We start from the raw sequence: 18,628 nt of genomic DNA, 5'->3' as shown, positions 1-18,628 counted from the left end.
ATTAAAAAAGTAGTTCTTTAAAGATAATTTGTTTAGGTAAAATGTTTTTGCAAATATATGCTGTTTCAGATGGTGGGTTTTTGCAAACTAACCCCTCATTTGATTTAAACTTAATTCTTTTGTCAAAAATTAACAATTGTTTGTCTTGTATTTTTTCTCTTATAGGTTTTAAAGCTATTGATACCAAAGGCACTAACATAGCGAATGGTTTGTTTAATTCTTCCAATTTGATAAACACTTGTTTTCTTAAACTGTAAGGTGGATTTGAAATGATGTAATCAAAAGATAAAACATCACCACTTTCCAAATCAAAAAAATCAAATCCGTCTTTAATGTGCCTATAACTGACCTTGTGACCTGCCTTTTTTAAAACATTTACATATTCGCAATCAATAGTGTCAAATGGGCATAATATTTTTGAGTTTGGTTTAAGAAATTCTAAAATAGGTTCAATCGCATAGGGCAATGTGTACCACTCATCATTTTTATTAGGAAAATACATTTTATTCACCTGCCTTTCTTTTATTTTAATTTATAGCCTTTTAATTTTCTTTTTCGCTTAACTACAGCAAATAAAGTAATAGCTATTATAGCAATTGCTGGTATTGTAACCAATCATCAGATTCCACCAAATAGCTTTTTATTTGGTTTTTCACCTCCTGGTCCAGGAATTTCAGGATCTGGTTTTTCTGGAAGTGGTTTAATTGGTGGTTTAACATTAGATTTAGGGTCATTAATTACTTGATAACTAGTAGCACCACTTAACAAAGTTGTGCCCCTAACAGCATTTATTCTTACTCACATTACACGTTTTTTAGCAACATTCAAGAATTGATCAATATATTCATTAATATTGGGTTCTTGTGTTATGTCTAGTTTCATACCATCAATAAAAATTGCATAATCTTTTGCATATTTATATTCTGGGATTTGTTTGTCAATAAAATTACCTGTTGGTTTTCCATCTTTATCTTTTTCAGGAATTTGCTTTAACGTTTCATTCTTAGCTATTCTATATTGATCAAGAGTTTGCCCAACATAACCTAAAAGATAATTTTCTAAAAATGCTTTTTTGTTTTCTTCAGGTCAGTTACTAAAATTACCTTCTTGAGTCTTAAATTTTACATCGCTTAAACTAATTTCAAGGTCAGGATCATATTTTATGTCATTGTTTATTTGAAATTCTAGATTCCCAACAAGTAGTAATGATTCAGGAGTAGCTATTACAGTTACATCTAGTTGTTCAATAGGGTTATCTTCACTTATACTTACAAATTTACTTAATTCCATATCATTAAGTGGAATATGCCCTTGTGTTGATTCAATAATATAATCTTTTTCTATGGCAGAGCCTTTAAAACTAAACATTTGCTCTTTTATTTTCCTTGTTATATATGCTTTAGCAGCAATTTCCTCTGTTTGCTTCATAGGAAAGTAAATTGGTTGTCAATCGCTTAAATTTAACCTATCATCAGTTTCTGGGTTATAAGTCATATGGCCATTTATTGCAGCTGAAACGTATTGACGTCAATATTTTACAATTTGCTCATATTTAATAAGTTGTAAAGCATCTGCTGAAGTTATAATTGCGTTTGCGATCATAAAACTTCTTAAGTGACCACCAGATGTAACTGTAAACCATTCATGTATTTTAGAATTCTTTTTTGAAGATTCTAAATCTAAAAAACGTCTATAGTTTTTAGCATCACTATCTAAAGTTATGATTTTATGAATAACAGTTCCTTGTATTGCTCTAATATCTTTATTTATTGGTGGATTATGGATAGAATTACTACCTCATGAACTTTGATCTACAAAATCTTTTAAATAAAAAATATAATGCCAAGTTCCTGGATTAGAAAATTGAACTTCATTATTAATTTTCACTTGTGTTTTTGAACCAACTTCTTGAAATGTAACTGGATCAATTTCAACTCTTTCTATTTTAGAAAATTGTTTTAACTGTTCATCATCATACAAGTATTTAATTCCCTTATTAACAACATAAGCTTCAGCAAAGTATCCTCACCTTAAAGGATCATCTTGAACATCTCCACCAATCAATTGTCCATAACGATCTTTTGGATCAATTAAAAAGGGTTTGGATAAAGGTTTTTCATTAACAAATATTGATTGAATTCTCACACCAGTTTCTGGATTTATATAAGGATCATATAACTCATTTTTTTCACCATTTATAAAAGGTTGTGTTAAAACTCATTGATCGTATTTATTTTTATCACCTGGTGTATTTTGTGGATCTCAACCCATTCATTTAAAGTCAACGTTGGGATTTAGTGAATTTATTTGTATTGTTCTACTAAATTTTAATTTACCATCAACTTCAACTGCAATTTCATAAGTGTTGTCTTCTTCCATTGTTGAGCTTTCATCATTTCTACCATCTGTTAATGTAGCTACAAAGACATTCCTTCAAACTTCAGCATCTTCGCCATTTACAAGCAATCGTTCATTTTTGTTAATAGAATTTGAAGCAAATTGTACAATTACTGTGTTGTGATAAATGAATGTTTGTTTACCATCTTTTTGAATAAGCTCTGGAACATCATTCATTGTTTTGCTAACGTCATTTAAATCTACAACTTTTCCAGGCAAAATTTCTAATCTTTTCAAATAACTCATATCTCAATAGCTTTGATCAACTTTTAAGTTAATTTTTGTTGTATAACGAACAAATTCTGTATTATTAAGCATGAAAACAGTATCAACTGTGTTATCAACATTATTTCAATTATATAAATCAAATGTTACTCCATATTGTTTATATGAATTTCATTGATCACCAAATGTTGTTGGTGCTCTTTCTCTTAAAAGTTTTTCAATTTCACTCTTATTTGCTTTTCCTGTTGGTTTTGGTTCTTTACCAGATTGTCAAGTTCCAGTGCTTTCATTTCATTCTCCTTGAAAATCACTAGATTTTAACTTTTCTTCCGAATCTATAGCAGCACCAGTATATGATGTATATTCAATTGTTTTTTTGCCATTATTTATAATTGTTTTTTTAAATGAATTTAAGTCATAACTCGACTTAAAGGAAACACTTTTAGGTTTAAATCCAATCATAGCTCCATGCCCATAAGCTGAACCTTTATTGTATTCTAAATATGAAGACGTTTTAATTTTCATTTGTAGATAATTTCCTGAAAAAGATGTTTTATAAAACATTTCAACCTGATGGTTGTTAGAACTATTATTTCTTTTTGAAAAAATTGATATATAATCGCTTTGAATTGTATTTAATGAAAAAGTTGTTGATTTATATGAGTCTTCTGAATCAAATTTAGCAATAACAGCAGGACTAGCTGATGATGTTACGTTTGTACTATTATAAATTAGATATGACAGCATTATCTCCAATTCTAAAGTTTTATAATTATTTTTAAAGTCATCAACAGTTTTAGCATAATTCAAAGTGTTTAAATTTAAAATTGTATATTCTTTTGATGCTGTTCCATTATCATAACTTTCCTCATCAAATGTTGAATTTATATCTGATAAGTATTTTTGATAACCTCAACCTGTTCTCATCCTATTAACTCTGTGTTTTGTATATGAGTTATTTAAAATATATTTAAAATTTGGATACATAGGATTAGTTATATTATTATTGTAATTAGATTTTTCATTTGTTAAAGAATAGTTATAGTTATTTAATAAATCAGATTTATTAAATACATAGTATGTAGTATGTATATTAAATATCGATAATAATGCAAATAATAATATGATTAAAATATTTAGTGTTTTTTTCATAGACATTTTATTCCGATCCAATCACTCCTGTGGTTAAACCAACAGCTCCTAAAGGTCCTTTGCTAACAGCACCAACAGTCTTAGTCGCATTAGAAGCTAATTTAGAACCAGTTTGGAAATTACTTTTTGTTGTTTGATCAATTCTTGAATAATTTGAATATTCACCAATTTGTGATTCCACTTCAGCAGCAATTTTTTTAACCCCCATTAGAACAGCTATTGAGATTATTGCCATAATCAAAGCAAAAATTATGTAACCGGCTTGACCTGTTATTGGTGGAAAGCTAATTAATGACTGCATGCCGGCAGAAACTGTATATGTTAAATTAATTCCCAAAGTTATAATCGCTATTGAAAGAGTTTTAGCAATTATCTTCTCTCTAGTCATTTTCATTCTTGCTCCACCATCAAAAGCAGAGGCACAAGCATAATAAATACAAATAAGAAAATTAAAAAATAACCAAAATGTTTTTTCAATTAAAGCAGCAAATATTGATAGCAAAAATATCAAGGTAGAACCACCAATCGCTAATCCTATAAAACCCCAAACTGTAAAGGCTTTAACAATTGTCTCAGATTTTCAAAGACCACCAGGCACTGACCCCCCAAGCACAGCTAATAAGACTGGATATCTTGCAAAAAAATCACCACTACTTGTTGGATTTAATCCAAAGAATAATAATTTATAAACATTGTCTGTAAATGCAAAAGATTTGTCTTGAGGGTTTCCTTCTACTACAAAAGAAATGTAACTAATGGTTAAGTCTAATCCAGTTCCGATTATTCAAAACCCAACAGGGATACAAAATATATAGATTACAGTTTTAAAACTACCTATGCTTGCATCTTTAAGTCTTTGTTGTGGTGAACGTTTATCGTCTGTGTTTGCCATAGAAATTGTTTGAAATAAAAATATTATAATTAATACTAAAGGAACTGATATACAAATTATTCAAAAAGCAACAGGAATATTTTCGACAACAAACTGATCTCCACCAAAGATTAGTTGATTAATCCCACCAGATGAAAAACCAATAATAATGTAATTAATTATGTAGCTAATAAACATTATAGGCAATGCAATCATTCTTATCAAAGTTAAGATTAATTTTTGACTTTTGGCTTCATTCATAGCTTTTAACATTTCAATTAATTTATTTAAAAAAGCTTGTTGATCTCATCCGCCAGGCATACCTGCTTTAAGAGTTCCAGGTAATTTAACGAGTTCATTTATTGCCATTAATCTAAAACCACCATTTGGCAAAGGCTCTCAAAAAAAACCATCGGAAAAATCCACATAAGGTGATGCAACCACAAAAGGTGGAACATTAGGCAAATCACCTAACGTTTTTAAATCCTCTAACCTTTTAATTGTTATATTATTAACATCAAAAGATAAAGTGGTTTTATAAAAAGTAAAAAATAAAATTGAAACAGAAATTATCAAAATAACTAAAGCCCAATTAATTTCTTTTCTATAATTGTAAAAATCATTTTCTTTTAACTTTGAATTTATTGTCATTATCTCACCACGCTTAATACAATTAATGCACTCTTAGTTAAACCCATGTCAGTTCCGATTAAAGATGCTGCAAAAACACCACATAATGGAACAGCTATCCCTAACACAATCATCGCGATTACAATAGTTATTAAATTTTTTGTACATTCATCCTTTTTTTTCTGATTACCCGCTGCTGCAGCAATTTGTTTTTGAACTAAAATTCAAATCATAGCACCAGCAGCAACAATAAACCCAAGTCCTCCAAAAGCACCTATTACAGCCAAAACAATTCCCCCGATGTAATCTGCAGGCGCTTTAAAGTCTGGTGCTTCTGCTAATAACATTAAAAATTTAATCATCTTCATTTCCCTTTCCAAATAACACATCCTTTAAATTTGTGCTACTTGAATCCTTTCTAATTTTGTTTTTTCATTTGTTTTGAGTTGATATTTCTTGATTTTCAAAACCAACAGGTGTCTTAAAAAAATCATTTTTAATAAACCCAGTTTCTTTATCGATAGTTGCATCAAAATACTCATAATTTAACCCTTGTAATATTGGCACAATGTAATTTAATAATTCTTTAAGATAATCCATATTACCAGCTATAAAAGCTGTTTGCAAATTTTGTCGAACAGTTATTTCTTGATTATTTTGTTGAATTACTTTAGTGACTGCTTTTGCTGCAATATTTGCAATTTCATCTGTTTTATTATCAAATAAGTCATATTTCATTCCCCTGATTAAAGCTCTTATATAAAAATCATTTGTTTTTGGTTTTGGTGTACGTTTTTTTGAGTTTTTATGTTCCAATATTTTTTGTTCAAGAAATCTATCATATTCATAAACTATTTCTTGCGCTTCATCAGTATTGAATCTGATGTTTAAGTGGTTTCTTTTAGGTAAGGATTTATTTTGAATAGGATTTTCAATTTTATTATTTTTTACTTCGCTCATTAATCAAACCCCTTTCTATTTTATTGAGTTTAATTTTTAATATTTTTTGCTGCCCTTTATAAAATTGGTTGTGCACGTGTTGCTGATCTATATAAAATTTACCAATATGAGTAAAAACTTCTTGTTGATCAATTAATACTTCAATTAAATGTACATAAACACTTTCTAAGATTTTCTTAGATTGTTTTTGTGTTAAATTAGTTCTAAATGAAAAGTCTTTTATGTATTCACTTTTAATCATAATTTCTATTCCTTATTATTTCTTTTTCAACATCATTTAGTTCAATTTGAATTTGATGCCTATTGTTGTTATTTTTCATAAAAACTCCTCTTCCTTGACCAGCATTTAATATGTGTTTTTTTTCTTCGGTTGTTAAACCACCATCTTGCGCAAAAAGAGTCTCAACATCTTCTAATCCCTTTGAGCTACAAAGCATTATTAGTCTTGCTGGTGTATTTGTCAATATAGATTGAGTTTTTTTAGAACTTTCTCCATCTTTAACAAAGTCCTTTACATCTTGAGTACAAAAAGTTAATCCAGCATAATATTTTCTAAAACGTTTTACTGATGAATTTAAAAAGTCCAAAGTAACATCTGAATTTTTCATAAATTCATGCCCTTCATCAATTAGTAAAGTTTGTTTAACTAAAAGTTCATAAGCAGCTTTATTTGGGTAAGGATTTTTTTCTTCTTCAAATTTAGCAACAAGTTCAGCATATTTAATATCATTTTCAATTCTTAAAGTGTTAAATTTATTTGTTACATATGCAAAAAGTAAATATAATAAAGCATTTTGTAATTTTTGATTATTTGTATCAAAGATTGATTTGATGTTGTAAACTATTAAACTATGATTACCAACTTCAAGAGTTGAATGATTATTTAGCAAATATTCATATTTACCATTGTTCTCAAAATCTTGTTTTAGACTATAAATTCATTGTTGATGAAGCATTTGTTGATCAGAACTTATTGTTTTAAGTTCTAATTCCATTAGTCTTATTAAGTCTGACATAATTGGGAAATCATTAGTTTTTAAATCATCTAAAGATAATTTATTTTTTAAAGCTTTATTGATTGATGTTGTATTTAAATAAAGAGTTCCGACTTCTTTAATCAAGTAACCTATTTGATAGTCATTAAAATCAGGATAAAGCAATTTAAATCAACCTTCTAAATTTGTAAGATAAAACTGCATATCATCATATAAATTATTTGTTAATTCATCATTTGGAGTAGCCATTATTTGAAGTGGATTAATTACTCCATTTTTTGTACCAACGTGTACTACTTTTTCACCTAAATTTCTTGCAAGTGGAGCATATTCATTTTCAATATCAAAAATATGTGTATGAACTTGATTAACAGTATTTCAAATAGCTAATTTTTTAATTGTGTGTGATTTACCTGAACCAGCCATGCCAATAAGTAATAAATTATGTGAAGTAGTTAAACCACTAGGTAAAAAGAATTGATCATAAATTATTTGGTCACCAACAACACTAACACCTAAATAAAGCCCTCTTCTGTCATTTAATTTTTGAGATATGAAAGGATAGGATAAAGCCATTGTTCATGTTGGTATTTGTCTTGAAATTTGTTTTTTTAAAGGGGTTCTTGGTTTTAATGAAAAATGTTCTAAAGCTTCTATTTGTCTATTTATTAGATCATTTAAGTAAATTCCTATTTTTTGAAGTTCAGATTTTAATGAATTTGATTGTTCTCTTAATTCATCTTCATTGTTACCTGAAAAAATTACTGTTGCACTAACTTCTTTTAGCTTTTCAGTTCCTGTTGCTAAATCAGCAACAATTTGAGAATAAACCTCTTGTTCATATTGCATTGCTTTTATATCGACAACTTTAGTTTGATTTATTGTTTGAGAATTTGTTTGTAAATTCATTAAGTTATTACTTAAGAATTTGTTTTCATTAATTAAGCTCTCTTTTATAGTAACAATAGCGCTAGTGGAATTTCTAAATAAGCCAATCATTCAACCAAGTTCGACCTTCATTGGAAATTTTGTGATAGCTGCAACTTTGAAATATTGCTCTTGACCATTCACCTTAAAACAATTTCTTTTAAATTCTATTTCTTTAAACGCTAAGAATTTTGTTAAATCTTCTGAATTACTCTCAATTAAAGTTGGAGACAAGGGTTCAGCTAATGGTGTGTAACTTTGATAAATTAAATTTACGTTTTCATATGAACTCATTTTTTGTCCAGATAAGCCTTTTTGATTTAGTATAGCTGTTATTCTATTAATCTCTGTTATCATTTCTTTTTCATCTTCAGCATAAACAATAATATGATATTTTTCTTCAATAAAATCTTCTCTACTTATATCGTTTTTATAAATATATTTTTTAGTGTATTCTTCTAAAACTCTTCTTCTAGCTTCATACTGAATTATATTTATTTTTTCTGTTTCAAAAAGTTTATTATTTATAGATAAAAGATTTGAAATGTGTTGATTATTAAAATCTCTATTACTCATAACAGACAATTTAACAATTTGTAAATCATATTTTGAATTGACTAGTAACTCTCATCAACTATTTGCCATCATTTCTAGATCTATTAAATCTTGTTGAAAAATATTTTTACCCTCAAACTTTATTCCACACATAAACAATTTATCTGTTTCATTTTCGTTTGTTAGAATTAAAAAATCTTTTGCTGCTTCGATGCTTGAATCAAAATTTATTTTTTTATAAGAATTAAATTTTTTGGTGGAATGATTTTTATCTTCTAATTTATATATTTTTTTATCAATGTATTTAAAAGAAACACTTCATCATAGTATATGATAAATCCTTACCCCATTACCAGCAGATGGGACAGGCATTAAAGGTATCATTAAAATAAATAAAACACATATCATGATTACTGTTTTTATTACAATATTTCAGACCAGACTTGAAACATTTGGAATTGATAAAATTATTAAAACACCAACTACAAAACCAAATAATGTTGCTATCAAATCGGTTCATAAAATACCTCATTTTAAAACTGCTTTTTGTGGAGGTTTTGGTATTACACCCACTAATTCTTTTGAATTTTTTTTGTTATTGTTTTCCATCAAACTCATCCTCACTTATTGGTTCTTTTACTAAACGTTTTACAGCTATCATAATTATTTCTGTTTTGCTAAAGTCTTTATTAAATTTAGCTGCACAATTTCTTTGAATTGAATCTATTAATTCTTTTTGTTCAATTGTTGGGTTTATTGTTGTGTACATTTTTTTTGGTTTTGGTTGTTTTGGCATGTAACACCTACTTTCTAAAATAAAAAAGAGAGAACACTCACAATTTGTGAATGTCCCTCTTTCTTTCGGGAATTTATTAAGTTTTAAATTATATAATCTATATGCTTAATAAACTTTTCTTTTGTTAAAAGGTTTAAAGGTTTAATGTTTTGCTTGGTATTTCTTTCATTTTGGTTAACGCTTTTATTAATCATCATTTTCAAATATTTCTACAATTCAATTAGTGTTGCAAGTTTTAGTGCAGAAGTAATACACATTGTTGTTTATTGTTCAAACTGAAGGTTTATTTACTCTTTTTTCTTTGCCACATTGATCACAAATTATTATTTTTTCAGTATCTGACATACTATTCCTTTCGAGTTTTTAATTTTTTAATCTCATAATGTTGACTCATCATCACTTAAAATAACTTCATCTTGAATAGCGCCTGCGCTAGAAGTTGCTAATACAGGTGATTCTAAAATAATATCTGATTCATTTACAGAAGGTTGATCTTCTGTATTTTCATTATTTTTTGAAGATCCTAAAAAGTTTACACGGTCAGCAGTTATTGTTGTAATGGTTTCATATTTTCCATCTTTTTGACTTGTACGAACACTTATTCTTCCAGATACAGAAACTAAGCTTCCTTTTGAAAGAAATTTAACCATGTTTTCTGCAGTTCTTTCAAATGCAAAACAAGGAATAAAGTTTGTTATTTCTTTTTGTTGTGAATATTCACTCACAGCAACTGTAAAAGAAACAAATCTACCTTGACCATTACTAGTTGATTTTAATTCTAAATCTTTGGTTATTCTTCCGATAATGTTCACTGAGTTCATTTTGTTATTTCCTATCTTTTCAATGTTTTTTTGATTTGTTCATTTTGTTCATTTTGTTTATTTTTAGGATGATTTAAGGATTCTTGATTCAATTTAATTCCATGCTCAAGTTGCTTTATATATTCTTGATCAGATAATAAATCTCATCCATCACTTGGTCTATTTCCATTTTTAGTTAATTCAATTTTATTTTTTGTATCATAATCATAAATTTCATATTCATTAGTTAAACCAGTTCTAGCAAAATCATCTAATTTTTTATTTGTTAAATCACAGAATTTTTCAACAAATCAAGAAGTGATTTGTTCTTTTTCTGTGTTGTTGATAAGTATTTCTAAATATTCGTTTAAAGAATGTGAGTTATCTTCTTTATTTAGTTCTTCTTTGACTGTGTTTATGGTGTCAATATCTCAAGTTTGATAAATTTGTTGTGGTGGGCCTGCATAACCAATTTTGTTATTTTTATAACATTCAATTTCCAAAATTGCTCTTTCTTTTGCAAAAATTTCAATTTTATTTGTTAAGTAGTCAAATATTTCAAAAGAGTTTCATTTTTCTGACATAATAAGTTTTCCTTTCGAGTTTTTAATTTTTTGATTTTATTCATTCTTCTAAACGATCTTCGTAACATTCTATACAATAGAATTCTAATCATTGTTCATTTTCTAACAAGAACTTAGCATCATCTTCTACTTCTTGTTTACAATTTTTACAATAATCTATTTCATTCACTTGAATTGGTTTCATTACTTTTATTCTCCTTTTTTAATCTTTTAACTTTATTTTTAATAATCAGTGTAGACAAATGATTGTGGTATAAAGTTGATTCCAAACTCTTTAAGATTTTTAGGTTTCAAAAATTTATGTATATTACCTAATCTATAAGCATGAGCAATATTTTTACCTTTGAAATAATTATCAAAATATTCTTTTGTTATCCCTGATTCATTTTTAGTTATTTTTCATAGTTCATTTGGAGTAAAAGAAATTAATTCTATAACTTCTACTTTAGCTATTATTTTACAAATCGGTTTTGTTGCATAAATGTAAATATATTTTATTTTTGTCGAAGGCATTCTTGTTCTATATTCAAATAGTTTAGTTTTATTGATAATTTTTTTTGAATAAGTTGGATTAATTGGCAATATTATATTTTTCATGTTTAATCAACTTTATTATTCATTTTTTTTAATCTTTTAACTTTATTTTTAATAATTCTTTGATAAGTATCTAACACTTCTTTAACGTTATATTTTTCATTTTTGATAACCTGATTTAGAATTCAATAATCGTCGTGTTTAAGTTTTGTTTGATTTGATCACTTAAAACTTCTATTAATTAGTTTTTGATTATTATCATCAACTATTTGTAAAATAGATTTCTTTATTATGTCTTCTCCATATTTGAAATCTAAAGTCTTAAGGTATTCGTAATATTTTCATTCCATTTATTTTTCCTCCTGATTTTCACTTTTAATAACGTCTGATAAATATCACTTATATGTGTTGTCATATTCTGGAGTATTTCTGTTGTTTTTTGTCGGTCAAATGTTTAAAAAGATATCTAATATAATTAATCTCTTATCTCTAGTAGCTTCTTTGTGAAATTCAAAAATCTTATTTATTGTATCTCTGTTGTACGAATGTGCTCAAAAATAATTTATTTTTAAATCATTATCTTGTATCCTGATTTTCACTTTTATCCAAGAAGAATTTGCATTTTGAATTGAATCTGAATAAATTATTTGTTCAATAATAATATTTTTTAAAGTTAAATTAACTTTTATTTCTTTTTTCATTAATCTCTCTTCCTTTCGAGTTTTTTTTGATTTGTTCATTTTGTTCTTTATGGTTTCTATTTTTCTAAATTTGATATATATAAGATATATAGATATAAGATATATAGATATAAGATATATAGATAACTGAACCCAAACCAATGAATATTTAATTTTCAAAGAACATGGGCTCAACTTCTGGTATGTGTTGTACACTTCCTCACACAACTTAACCGTTCCTCAGATGCTGCTATCCAAAATTTGTAACAAAGAAATAAAAAAAGCGATTATAATCGCTTTTGTTGACCCTACAACCTTGTTATACGCCCTAAAATAAATCAACTGTTTTAATTATTAGAAAAATGGTGTAAAATATATATATGTATTAACATACAAAGAGGGAGATATTTTTAAAATGTCAAAAAAAGTTGCTATTAACGGATTCGGAAGAATCGGGCGTCTAACATTTAGACAATTATTCAACCAAGGTGTTGAAATCGTTGCTGTTAACGACTTAACAGATACTAAAACTCTAGCTTATTTATTAGAGTTTGATTCAGCTCAAGGAAAATTTCAAGAAGGAAAAATTTCTTACACTGAAAACTCAATCATTGTTGATGGGAAAGAAGTTAAAATTTATGCAGAAAGAAATGCTGCTGACTTGCCATGAGGTAAATTAGGAATTGATTTAGTTATTGAATCAACAGGTTTTTATACTGATAAAGAAAAAGCATCAGCTCACTTAACTGCAGGTGCAAAAAAAGTTGTTATTTCAGCTCCAGCTACTGGAGAAATGAAAACAATCGTTTATGGTGTTAACCATAAAAACCTTTCAAAAGAAGATGTTATTATTTCGGGGGCTTCATGTACAACAAACTGTTTATCACCTGTTGCTAAAATAATGGATGAATTATTTGAAATTAAAAAAGGTAAAATGTTAACAGTTCATGCTGTAACTAATGACCAAAAATTATTAGACTTACCTCACTCAGACTTAAGAAGAGGACGTGCCGCTGCATGAAACATTGTTCCTTCAACAACTGGAGCTGCAAAAGCTGTTTCATTAGTTTTACCCAATTTAAAAAATAAATTAGATGGTTATGCATTGCGTGTTCCAACAATTACAGGTTCAATCACTGATGTAACTTTAACATTAGGTAAAAAAACTAGTGTTGAAGAAGTTAACAAAAAAGTTGAAGCTGCAATTAAAGAAGATGCTGAATTAGCAAAAGTAATTAAATTCAACAATCAACAAATTGTTTCAGCAGATACAATAGGTTCATCATATGGTTCAATATTTGATGCAACTTTAACCAAAATAACTGAAGTTGATGGAGAACAATTAGTAACTGTTTGTGCTTGATATGATAATGAATCATCATACGTTTCACAATTAGTTAGAACAACTATATACTTCATGGGATTATAGTCTTTATAAATTGAAACACTAATTTTATTTAGTGTTTTTTTTATTCCAAAATGAGTTAGTGATAAAATAATAATATATAAACAAAGGAGAAAAATTTGATGAATTATAATTCAAAAAAAACATTAAAAGATTTAGTAGTTTCTAGTAAGAAAGTTTTAGTTAGAGTAGATTTTAACGTGCCACTTAAAGATGGCGTGATAACTGATGATAACAGAATTCAAGCAGCTATTCCTACTATTAAATACTTACTTGAAAACAATGCTAAAGTTATTTTATTTTCGCATCTTTCAAGAATTAAATCTGAAGAAGATAAAAAAAGTAAATCATTAGCCCCGGTTGCTAAAAGATTAGAAGAAATTTTAAAACACAAAATCATATTTATTAACGAAACTAGAGGAGCTAAGTTAGAAAATGCTGTTTCTGAATTAAAAGAAAAAGAAATTATTTTAGTTGAAAATACTCGTTTTGAAGACGTTGCAAATGGTGAAGTTGTAAAACTTGAATCAAAAAATGATTCTGGTTTAAGCAAATATTGAGCTTCACTTGGTGATGTGTTTGTAAATGATGCATTTGGTACTGCTCATAGAGCTCACGCTTCGAATGTTGGTATTTCTTCAAACATTGGTGAATCAGCTTTAGGTTTATTAGTTGAATCAGAAATTAAAATGTTAGGTAAAGGCATTGATACACCACAAAGACCATTTGTTGCTATTTTAGGTGGAGCTAAAGTCTCAGATAAGATTGGTGTTATTGATCATTTATTATCAAAGGTTGACAAAATTATAATTGGGGGTGGTATGACCTATACCTTCCATAAGGCACAAGGTTTAGAAATTGGTAATTCATTATTAGAAATTGATAAAGTAGAATTAGCAAAAGAATTTTTAGCAAAAGCTAATGGTAAAATTATTCTGCCAGTTGATTCAGCATGTGCTTCAAGTTATGCAGATGTTACTCCAACTATTGTTGGTGAAAATATCCCTGAAGGAATGATGGGATTAGATATTGGACCTAAAACAATTGAACTTTATAAAAATATTTTAAAAGATGCTAAAACTGTTGTTTGAAATGGCCCAATGGGAGTTTCTGAATTTGAAAACTTTAAAGCAGGAACAGTTGCAGTTTGTGAAGCATCAGCAAAAAGAAAAGCTGACGGTGGATTCACTTTAATTGGCGGTGGAGATTCTGCTGCAGCTGCAATTAAATTAGGATTTAAAGATGATTTTTCTTGAATATCAACAGGTGGTGGAGCATCACTTGAATATATGGAAGGTAAAGAATTAGTTGGTATAGCAGCTATTCAAAATAAATAAAATAATTATTTAATTTAAATTATAAACTAAAATTAAAATCTATAAAAATTATTAATTACATAAAGTCACCTATTTTTTTGCTACAAATCTGCAAAAAATTTTAGGTGGCGTTTTATTTATCTTAATATTTTATCTATATTATTAAATTTGTTTTTTTGACAAAAGCATTAAAGTTAAGTTATTTTGAGTGTAAATTTTATCTTTTGGATTTAAATCAAGCATTTGCTTTTGGGTTGTGTTAAAATTTTAAAAATTTTTAAAGGAGATTTTATGAGTAAAGTTAGAGCACAAGACGATTTTTTTAATTATGTCAATGGGGAATGAATTAGTCAAACATCACTACCTAAAGGTTATGCATGATGAGGTAGTTTTCAAATTCTTAGAAAGAAATCAGATGATGATATCAGAAGTTTGATTGATGAATTATTAGCTAAAAATGATTTATCATTAGAAGAACAACAGATTGTTAACCTTTATCGTAACTTTTTAAATGACGAATCAAGAAATAAATTTGGAATCCAACCCATTATGCCAATGATTGAACAAATTGATAAATTAGATTCTAAAGAAAATTTAACTGAGTTTTTTATTGCAATGGAAAAAAAATGACGTATTTCATTTTTTGGAAGTTTTTCAATTTCTTTAGATATTAAAGATAGCAACACCAAAGTACTTTATGTTGGTTCAATGGGGTTAGGGATGTCAGATCGTGATTATTATGATCCAAAAAACCCTAGACATAAAGAAGTAAAATCAGCTTATAAAAAATATATTGAAAAAGTTGCGGAATTATCAAAAGTACCATTTAAAACTAAAAATTTATTTGATTTAGTTTATGATGTTGAAGACCAAATTGCCAAAGTTAAGTTACCTAAAGAAGAACTTCGTAATCCTGATAATACTTACAATTTGATTACACTACAAGAATTAAGCGATCAATACTCATTTATTAACTGAAAAGGAATTTTAGAATTATGAGGAGTGAATCCTGATAGTGATAGAAAAATTATTATTTCTCAACCAAAATGTGTAGCTAAAATTCAAGAGATTGTTAACGCCATGTCATTAGATGATTTAAAAGACTTTATGAAAATTGATCTTTTAACTTCTATGACTGGTAGTTTAAGTTTAGATTATTATGAAGCTTCATTTGAATATGGAAGTGTTTTTTCGGGAGTTAAAGATAAAAGACCTCGCGAAGAAAGAGCTGCAAATTTTGTTAATAGTGTCTTTGGAGAAGTTCTTTCAAAAGAGTATGTTAAAAGACATTTTTCCCCTAAATCAAAAGATTTAGTTTTAAAAATGGTTAAAGATTTATTTGCAGTTTATAAAGTAAGAATTAATCAATTAGATTGAATGAGTGAAGACACGAAACAAAAAGCTGTTGAAAAGTTAGATTCTTTTAAAGTTAAAATTGGGTATCCTGATAAATGAGAAGACTATAGTAAAATTCAAATTAGATCCTTTGAAGAGGGTGGGAGCCTATATGAAAACCTTCGTAACATTGGAGATTATTTCTTTGAAAACGAAATTTCTGAAATTAATGATCCGGTTGATAAAACTAAATGAGGAATGTATGCTCAAACAGTAAACGCTTATTATTCACCAACTGCCAATGAAATATGTTTCCCAGCTGCTATTTTACAAAAACCTTTCTTTGATGAACATCAATCTCTTGCAGCAAATCTTGGAGGAATTGGTGCAGTAATTGGTCATGAAGTAAGTCATGGTTTTGATGATCAAGGTAGTCGCTTTGATAAAGATGGAAATTTTAAAGACTGATGACAACCAAAAGATCATAAAATTTATAAACAAATCACACAAAAATTAGTTGAACAATATAATGAGTATGAGTTTGATGGAACCCACGTTAATGGTAAGTTAACATTAGGTGAAAATATTGGTGATTTATCAGGGGTTTCAGCAGCTTTAGATATTTGCCGAGAACAAGCCCCAGATGGGTTTAAAGAATTTTTTGAAAATTTTGCTAAAGTATTTTGCCAAATTTCAACTCCCGAACACCGTAATACGGCTTTATTAACTGATCCTCATTCTCCTGAAATTTGCCGTATTAATGGAACATTAGTAAACATCGATGAATTCCATGATACATACCAAACCAAACCTGGGGATAAAATGTATAAACCAAAAGCAAAACGAATTAAAGTTTGATAAAAATATACTTTTTTATTTTTAAGTTAATCACTCTGAATTGTTTCAGCTCAAACCCCCTTCTCAATTAATTATTCAAAAATCGATTACAACAAACACTGATGTTAGTAAAATAATTCATTTGGGTACCAAAGAAGAGATAGCTAGTTTCTCAATTTTAGTCCCTAATTATGAGTTATTTTTTAATTTACAAAATGAAAGCAATCTCGTTTACACAGAATATAAAAACTATGGTTTATGTGAGTATATTGCTCTTATTTCGTTGTTTAACTATTTTCAATTATATGGTAAAAATGATTATTATAAATTAGGACAAATTCCCGACAACATTTATAAAGGTCCGAAAACAAAATCAGCTCCAAATGTTGATTTTGATGGTGGATTATATAAACACCTTACTAAAATTGTTAATAGTGTAGAGCTAAATAATATTATGAATACAGTTTACCCCGCGAACTAACTTATATAGAGAATTTTCAAAATCAGAAATTTTACATAATTATAATCAAAAAACATAAGGTAACATTTAAACATTTTCGAAGAAACTGGAAAAAATTTAAATATTAAATCAGATTCAACAATCAGAAGTATTGTAAAAATATGAATGGGCAATAATTACAAGAACATTATTGATGATTACAGCGCTAATTTTTTGCATACTTCTTCGCCAAAAAATTGATTAATAAAGTGCAATGCTCCAATAATTGTAAATTTTACTTTTGTTGTTGATATGTAATCTTGAAGTTGTTATTTTAGATAAAATAACGGTAACTCTTGATATTAAGTTGTTATTTCAATAATCATAACAAAAAGTATTAAAAACTTAAATTTTTTACTTTTTGTCTTTTTATATTAGTTCTTACTTTTTTTAACTGTATTGTATATTTTAATGTCATTATTAATGATTATATAGTTTTTAAATTAAGCCGATATGTTAAAAGATTTTAAAATCTTACTTAAGACTTTAAATAAATAACAGCAAACAGCTATATTTAATAAATATTTTATATTTGTAATTAAAACTCCTAGTCATAATATCCATTGAGTAGGTGGCATATTGTATAAATTAAATATAAATAAGTAGTTACACACCAATGATATTAAACTTGAAACAACACTAGCTATCACACCTGAAATAAATATCCAAAAACTATACTTTAAAATTTGATTATTACTAAGTAATAAATTAAACATTTTTTTAAATGTATAAAATAAGCAACAAAAAACAATTAAAAAAGAAAGGTCTGCAATTGTTAAAGAAATTAAACCGATAGGCTCACTCCCAAGTAATGTTCTAAATCAAACCGAAATAACCGCAATTATAGATGTGTAAAATCAATTAAAAATTAATGCTATAAAAATAATAGGAAAAAAAGCCAGCTCAATTGTATAAGCTCCACCAATTATTCAAAAACCCAAAGTAAATTTAGATATTAACACAACAACCATTTCAAAAGCTAAAAGCAAAGACAACAAAGAAATTTGTCTTGTGCTTAAATAAAAATAATTTTTTATTCGCGCTTTTAAATTAAAGCCATCAATACCTTTGGTAATTTTAACATTATAAAATTCGCTATTTTTTGATTTCATTCTTAACCCTTAAAATTT

The 18,628-nt window shown here is 27.4% G+C and carries 20 protein-coding genes; 4 read left to right on the top strand and 16 right to left on the bottom strand.

Annotated elements, in window-relative coordinates; all coding sequences use genetic code 4:
• Position 1: 1 nt before the first annotated feature.
• The 15 genes from EELLY_RS01910 to EELLY_RS01850 form a co-directional block, all read right to left on the bottom strand.
• Positions 2-502, bottom strand: coding sequence for a sugar-phospahte nucleotidyltransferase (locus EELLY_RS01910; RefSeq protein ID WP_104205502.1), 501 nt, complete (start codon positions 500-502; stop codon positions 2-4).
• Positions 503-522: 20 nt separating this feature from the next.
• Positions 523-3,774, bottom strand: coding sequence for a hypothetical protein (locus EELLY_RS01905; RefSeq protein ID WP_104205503.1), 3,252 nt, complete (start codon positions 3,772-3,774; stop codon positions 523-525).
• 7 nt (positions 3,775-3,781) lie between these two features.
• On the bottom strand, positions 3,782-5,296 hold the full coding sequence (locus tag EELLY_RS01900) for an Mbov_0396 family ICE element transmembrane protein (RefSeq protein ID WP_104205504.1): 1,515 nt from the start codon (positions 5,294-5,296) through the stop codon (positions 3,782-3,784).
• The gene (locus tag EELLY_RS01895) at positions 5,296-5,637 is read right to left on the bottom strand and encodes a hypothetical protein (RefSeq protein ID WP_104205505.1); all 342 of its coding nucleotides are present in this window, start codon (positions 5,635-5,637) and stop codon (positions 5,296-5,298) included. Before EELLY_RS01895 ends, EELLY_RS01900 begins: the two co-directional genes overlap by 1 nt.
• Positions 5,630-6,235, bottom strand: coding sequence for a hypothetical protein (locus EELLY_RS01890; RefSeq protein ID WP_104205506.1), 606 nt, complete (start codon positions 6,233-6,235; stop codon positions 5,630-5,632). The genes EELLY_RS01895 and EELLY_RS01890 overlap by 8 nt, the downstream gene beginning before the upstream one ends.
• Positions 6,216-6,476 (bottom strand): hypothetical protein, encoded by a 261-nt coding sequence (locus EELLY_RS01885; protein WP_104205507.1) that lies wholly within the window; start codon positions 6,474-6,476, stop codon positions 6,216-6,218. The genes EELLY_RS01890 and EELLY_RS01885 overlap by 20 nt, the downstream gene beginning before the upstream one ends.
• Positions 6,469-9,321, bottom strand: a complete 2,853-nt coding sequence (locus EELLY_RS01880) for an Mbov_0397 family ICE element conjugal transfer ATPase (RefSeq protein WP_104205508.1) — start codon at positions 9,319-9,321, stop codon at positions 6,469-6,471. The genes EELLY_RS01885 and EELLY_RS01880 overlap by 8 nt, the downstream gene beginning before the upstream one ends.
• Positions 9,308-9,508, bottom strand: coding sequence for a hypothetical protein (locus EELLY_RS01875; RefSeq protein ID WP_104205509.1), 201 nt, complete (start codon positions 9,506-9,508; stop codon positions 9,308-9,310). The genes EELLY_RS01880 and EELLY_RS01875 overlap by 14 nt, the downstream gene beginning before the upstream one ends.
• 186 nt (positions 9,509-9,694) lie before the next feature.
• Positions 9,695-9,853, bottom strand: coding sequence for a TRASH domain-containing protein (locus tag EELLY_RS04125; protein WP_146063613.1), 159 nt, complete (start codon positions 9,851-9,853; stop codon positions 9,695-9,697).
• 26 nt (positions 9,854-9,879) lie between these two features.
• Positions 9,880-10,329 carry a single-stranded DNA-binding protein gene (locus EELLY_RS01870; protein ID WP_104205510.1) on the bottom strand — a complete coding sequence of 150 codons (450 nt, stop codon included), beginning with the start codon at positions 10,327-10,329 and terminating at the stop codon, positions 9,880-9,882.
• 11 nt (positions 10,330-10,340) lie between these two features.
• Complete coding sequence (locus EELLY_RS01865) at positions 10,341-10,892, bottom strand: hypothetical protein (RefSeq protein WP_104205511.1); 552 nt, start codon at positions 10,890-10,892, stop codon at positions 10,341-10,343.
• A 22-nt stretch (positions 10,893-10,914) separates the two neighbouring features.
• Complete coding sequence (locus tag EELLY_RS04180) at positions 10,915-11,076, bottom strand: hypothetical protein (RefSeq protein WP_181021025.1); 162 nt, start codon at positions 11,074-11,076, stop codon at positions 10,915-10,917.
• A 38-nt stretch (positions 11,077-11,114) separates the two neighbouring features.
• Entirely contained in the window at positions 11,115-11,489 is a 375-nt protein-coding gene (locus tag EELLY_RS01860) for an ASCH domain-containing protein (RefSeq protein WP_104205512.1), read from the bottom strand.
• A gap of 2 nt (positions 11,490-11,491) precedes the next feature.
• Positions 11,492-11,776: a hypothetical protein gene (locus EELLY_RS01855; protein WP_104205513.1), complete on the bottom strand. Its 285-nt coding sequence runs from the start codon at positions 11,774-11,776 to the stop codon at positions 11,492-11,494.
• Positions 11,777-12,127, bottom strand: a complete 351-nt coding sequence (locus EELLY_RS01850; RefSeq protein WP_104205514.1) for a hypothetical protein — start codon at positions 12,125-12,127, stop codon at positions 11,777-11,779. It abuts the gene before it with no gap.
• A 394-nt stretch (positions 12,128-12,521) separates the two neighbouring features.
• Here EELLY_RS01850 and gap point away from each other — a divergent pair, with 394 nt between their 5' ends.
• From gap to EELLY_RS01830, 4 genes are all read left to right on the top strand, one after another.
• Positions 12,522-13,535: a type I glyceraldehyde-3-phosphate dehydrogenase gene (gap, locus tag EELLY_RS01845; protein WP_104205793.1), complete on the top strand. Its 1,014-nt coding sequence runs from the start codon at positions 12,522-12,524 to the stop codon at positions 13,533-13,535.
• Positions 13,536-13,633: 98 nt separating this feature from the next.
• Positions 13,634-14,848 (top strand): phosphoglycerate kinase, encoded by a 1,215-nt coding sequence (locus EELLY_RS01840; RefSeq protein WP_104205792.1) that lies wholly within the window; start codon positions 13,634-13,636, stop codon positions 14,846-14,848.
• A 270-nt stretch (positions 14,849-15,118) separates the two neighbouring features.
• Positions 15,119-17,023, top strand: a complete 1,905-nt coding sequence (locus EELLY_RS01835; RefSeq protein ID WP_104205791.1) for a M13 family metallopeptidase — start codon at positions 15,119-15,121, stop codon at positions 17,021-17,023.
• 37 nt (positions 17,024-17,060) lie between these two features.
• On the top strand, positions 17,061-17,480 hold the full coding sequence (locus tag EELLY_RS01830; RefSeq protein ID WP_104205790.1) for a hypothetical protein: 420 nt from the start codon (positions 17,061-17,063) through the stop codon (positions 17,478-17,480).
• A gap of 461 nt (positions 17,481-17,941) precedes the next feature.
• On the opposite strand, the gene EELLY_RS01825 is transcribed toward EELLY_RS01830, so the two are convergent.
• Entirely contained in the window at positions 17,942-18,610 is a 669-nt protein-coding gene (locus EELLY_RS01825; protein WP_104205789.1) for an ECF transporter S component, read from the bottom strand.
• Between the last annotated feature and the right edge of the window lie 18 nt (positions 18,611-18,628).

The sequence above is a fragment of the Entomoplasma ellychniae genome (assembly GCF_002930155.1).
In the GTDB taxonomy this organism is placed as follows: domain Bacteria; phylum Bacillota_I; class Bacilli_A; order Mycoplasmatales; family Mycoplasmataceae; genus Entomoplasma; species Entomoplasma ellychniae.
Note: the sequence above shows the minus strand (reverse complement) of the source record. Positions and strands in the feature narration are given on the sequence as shown.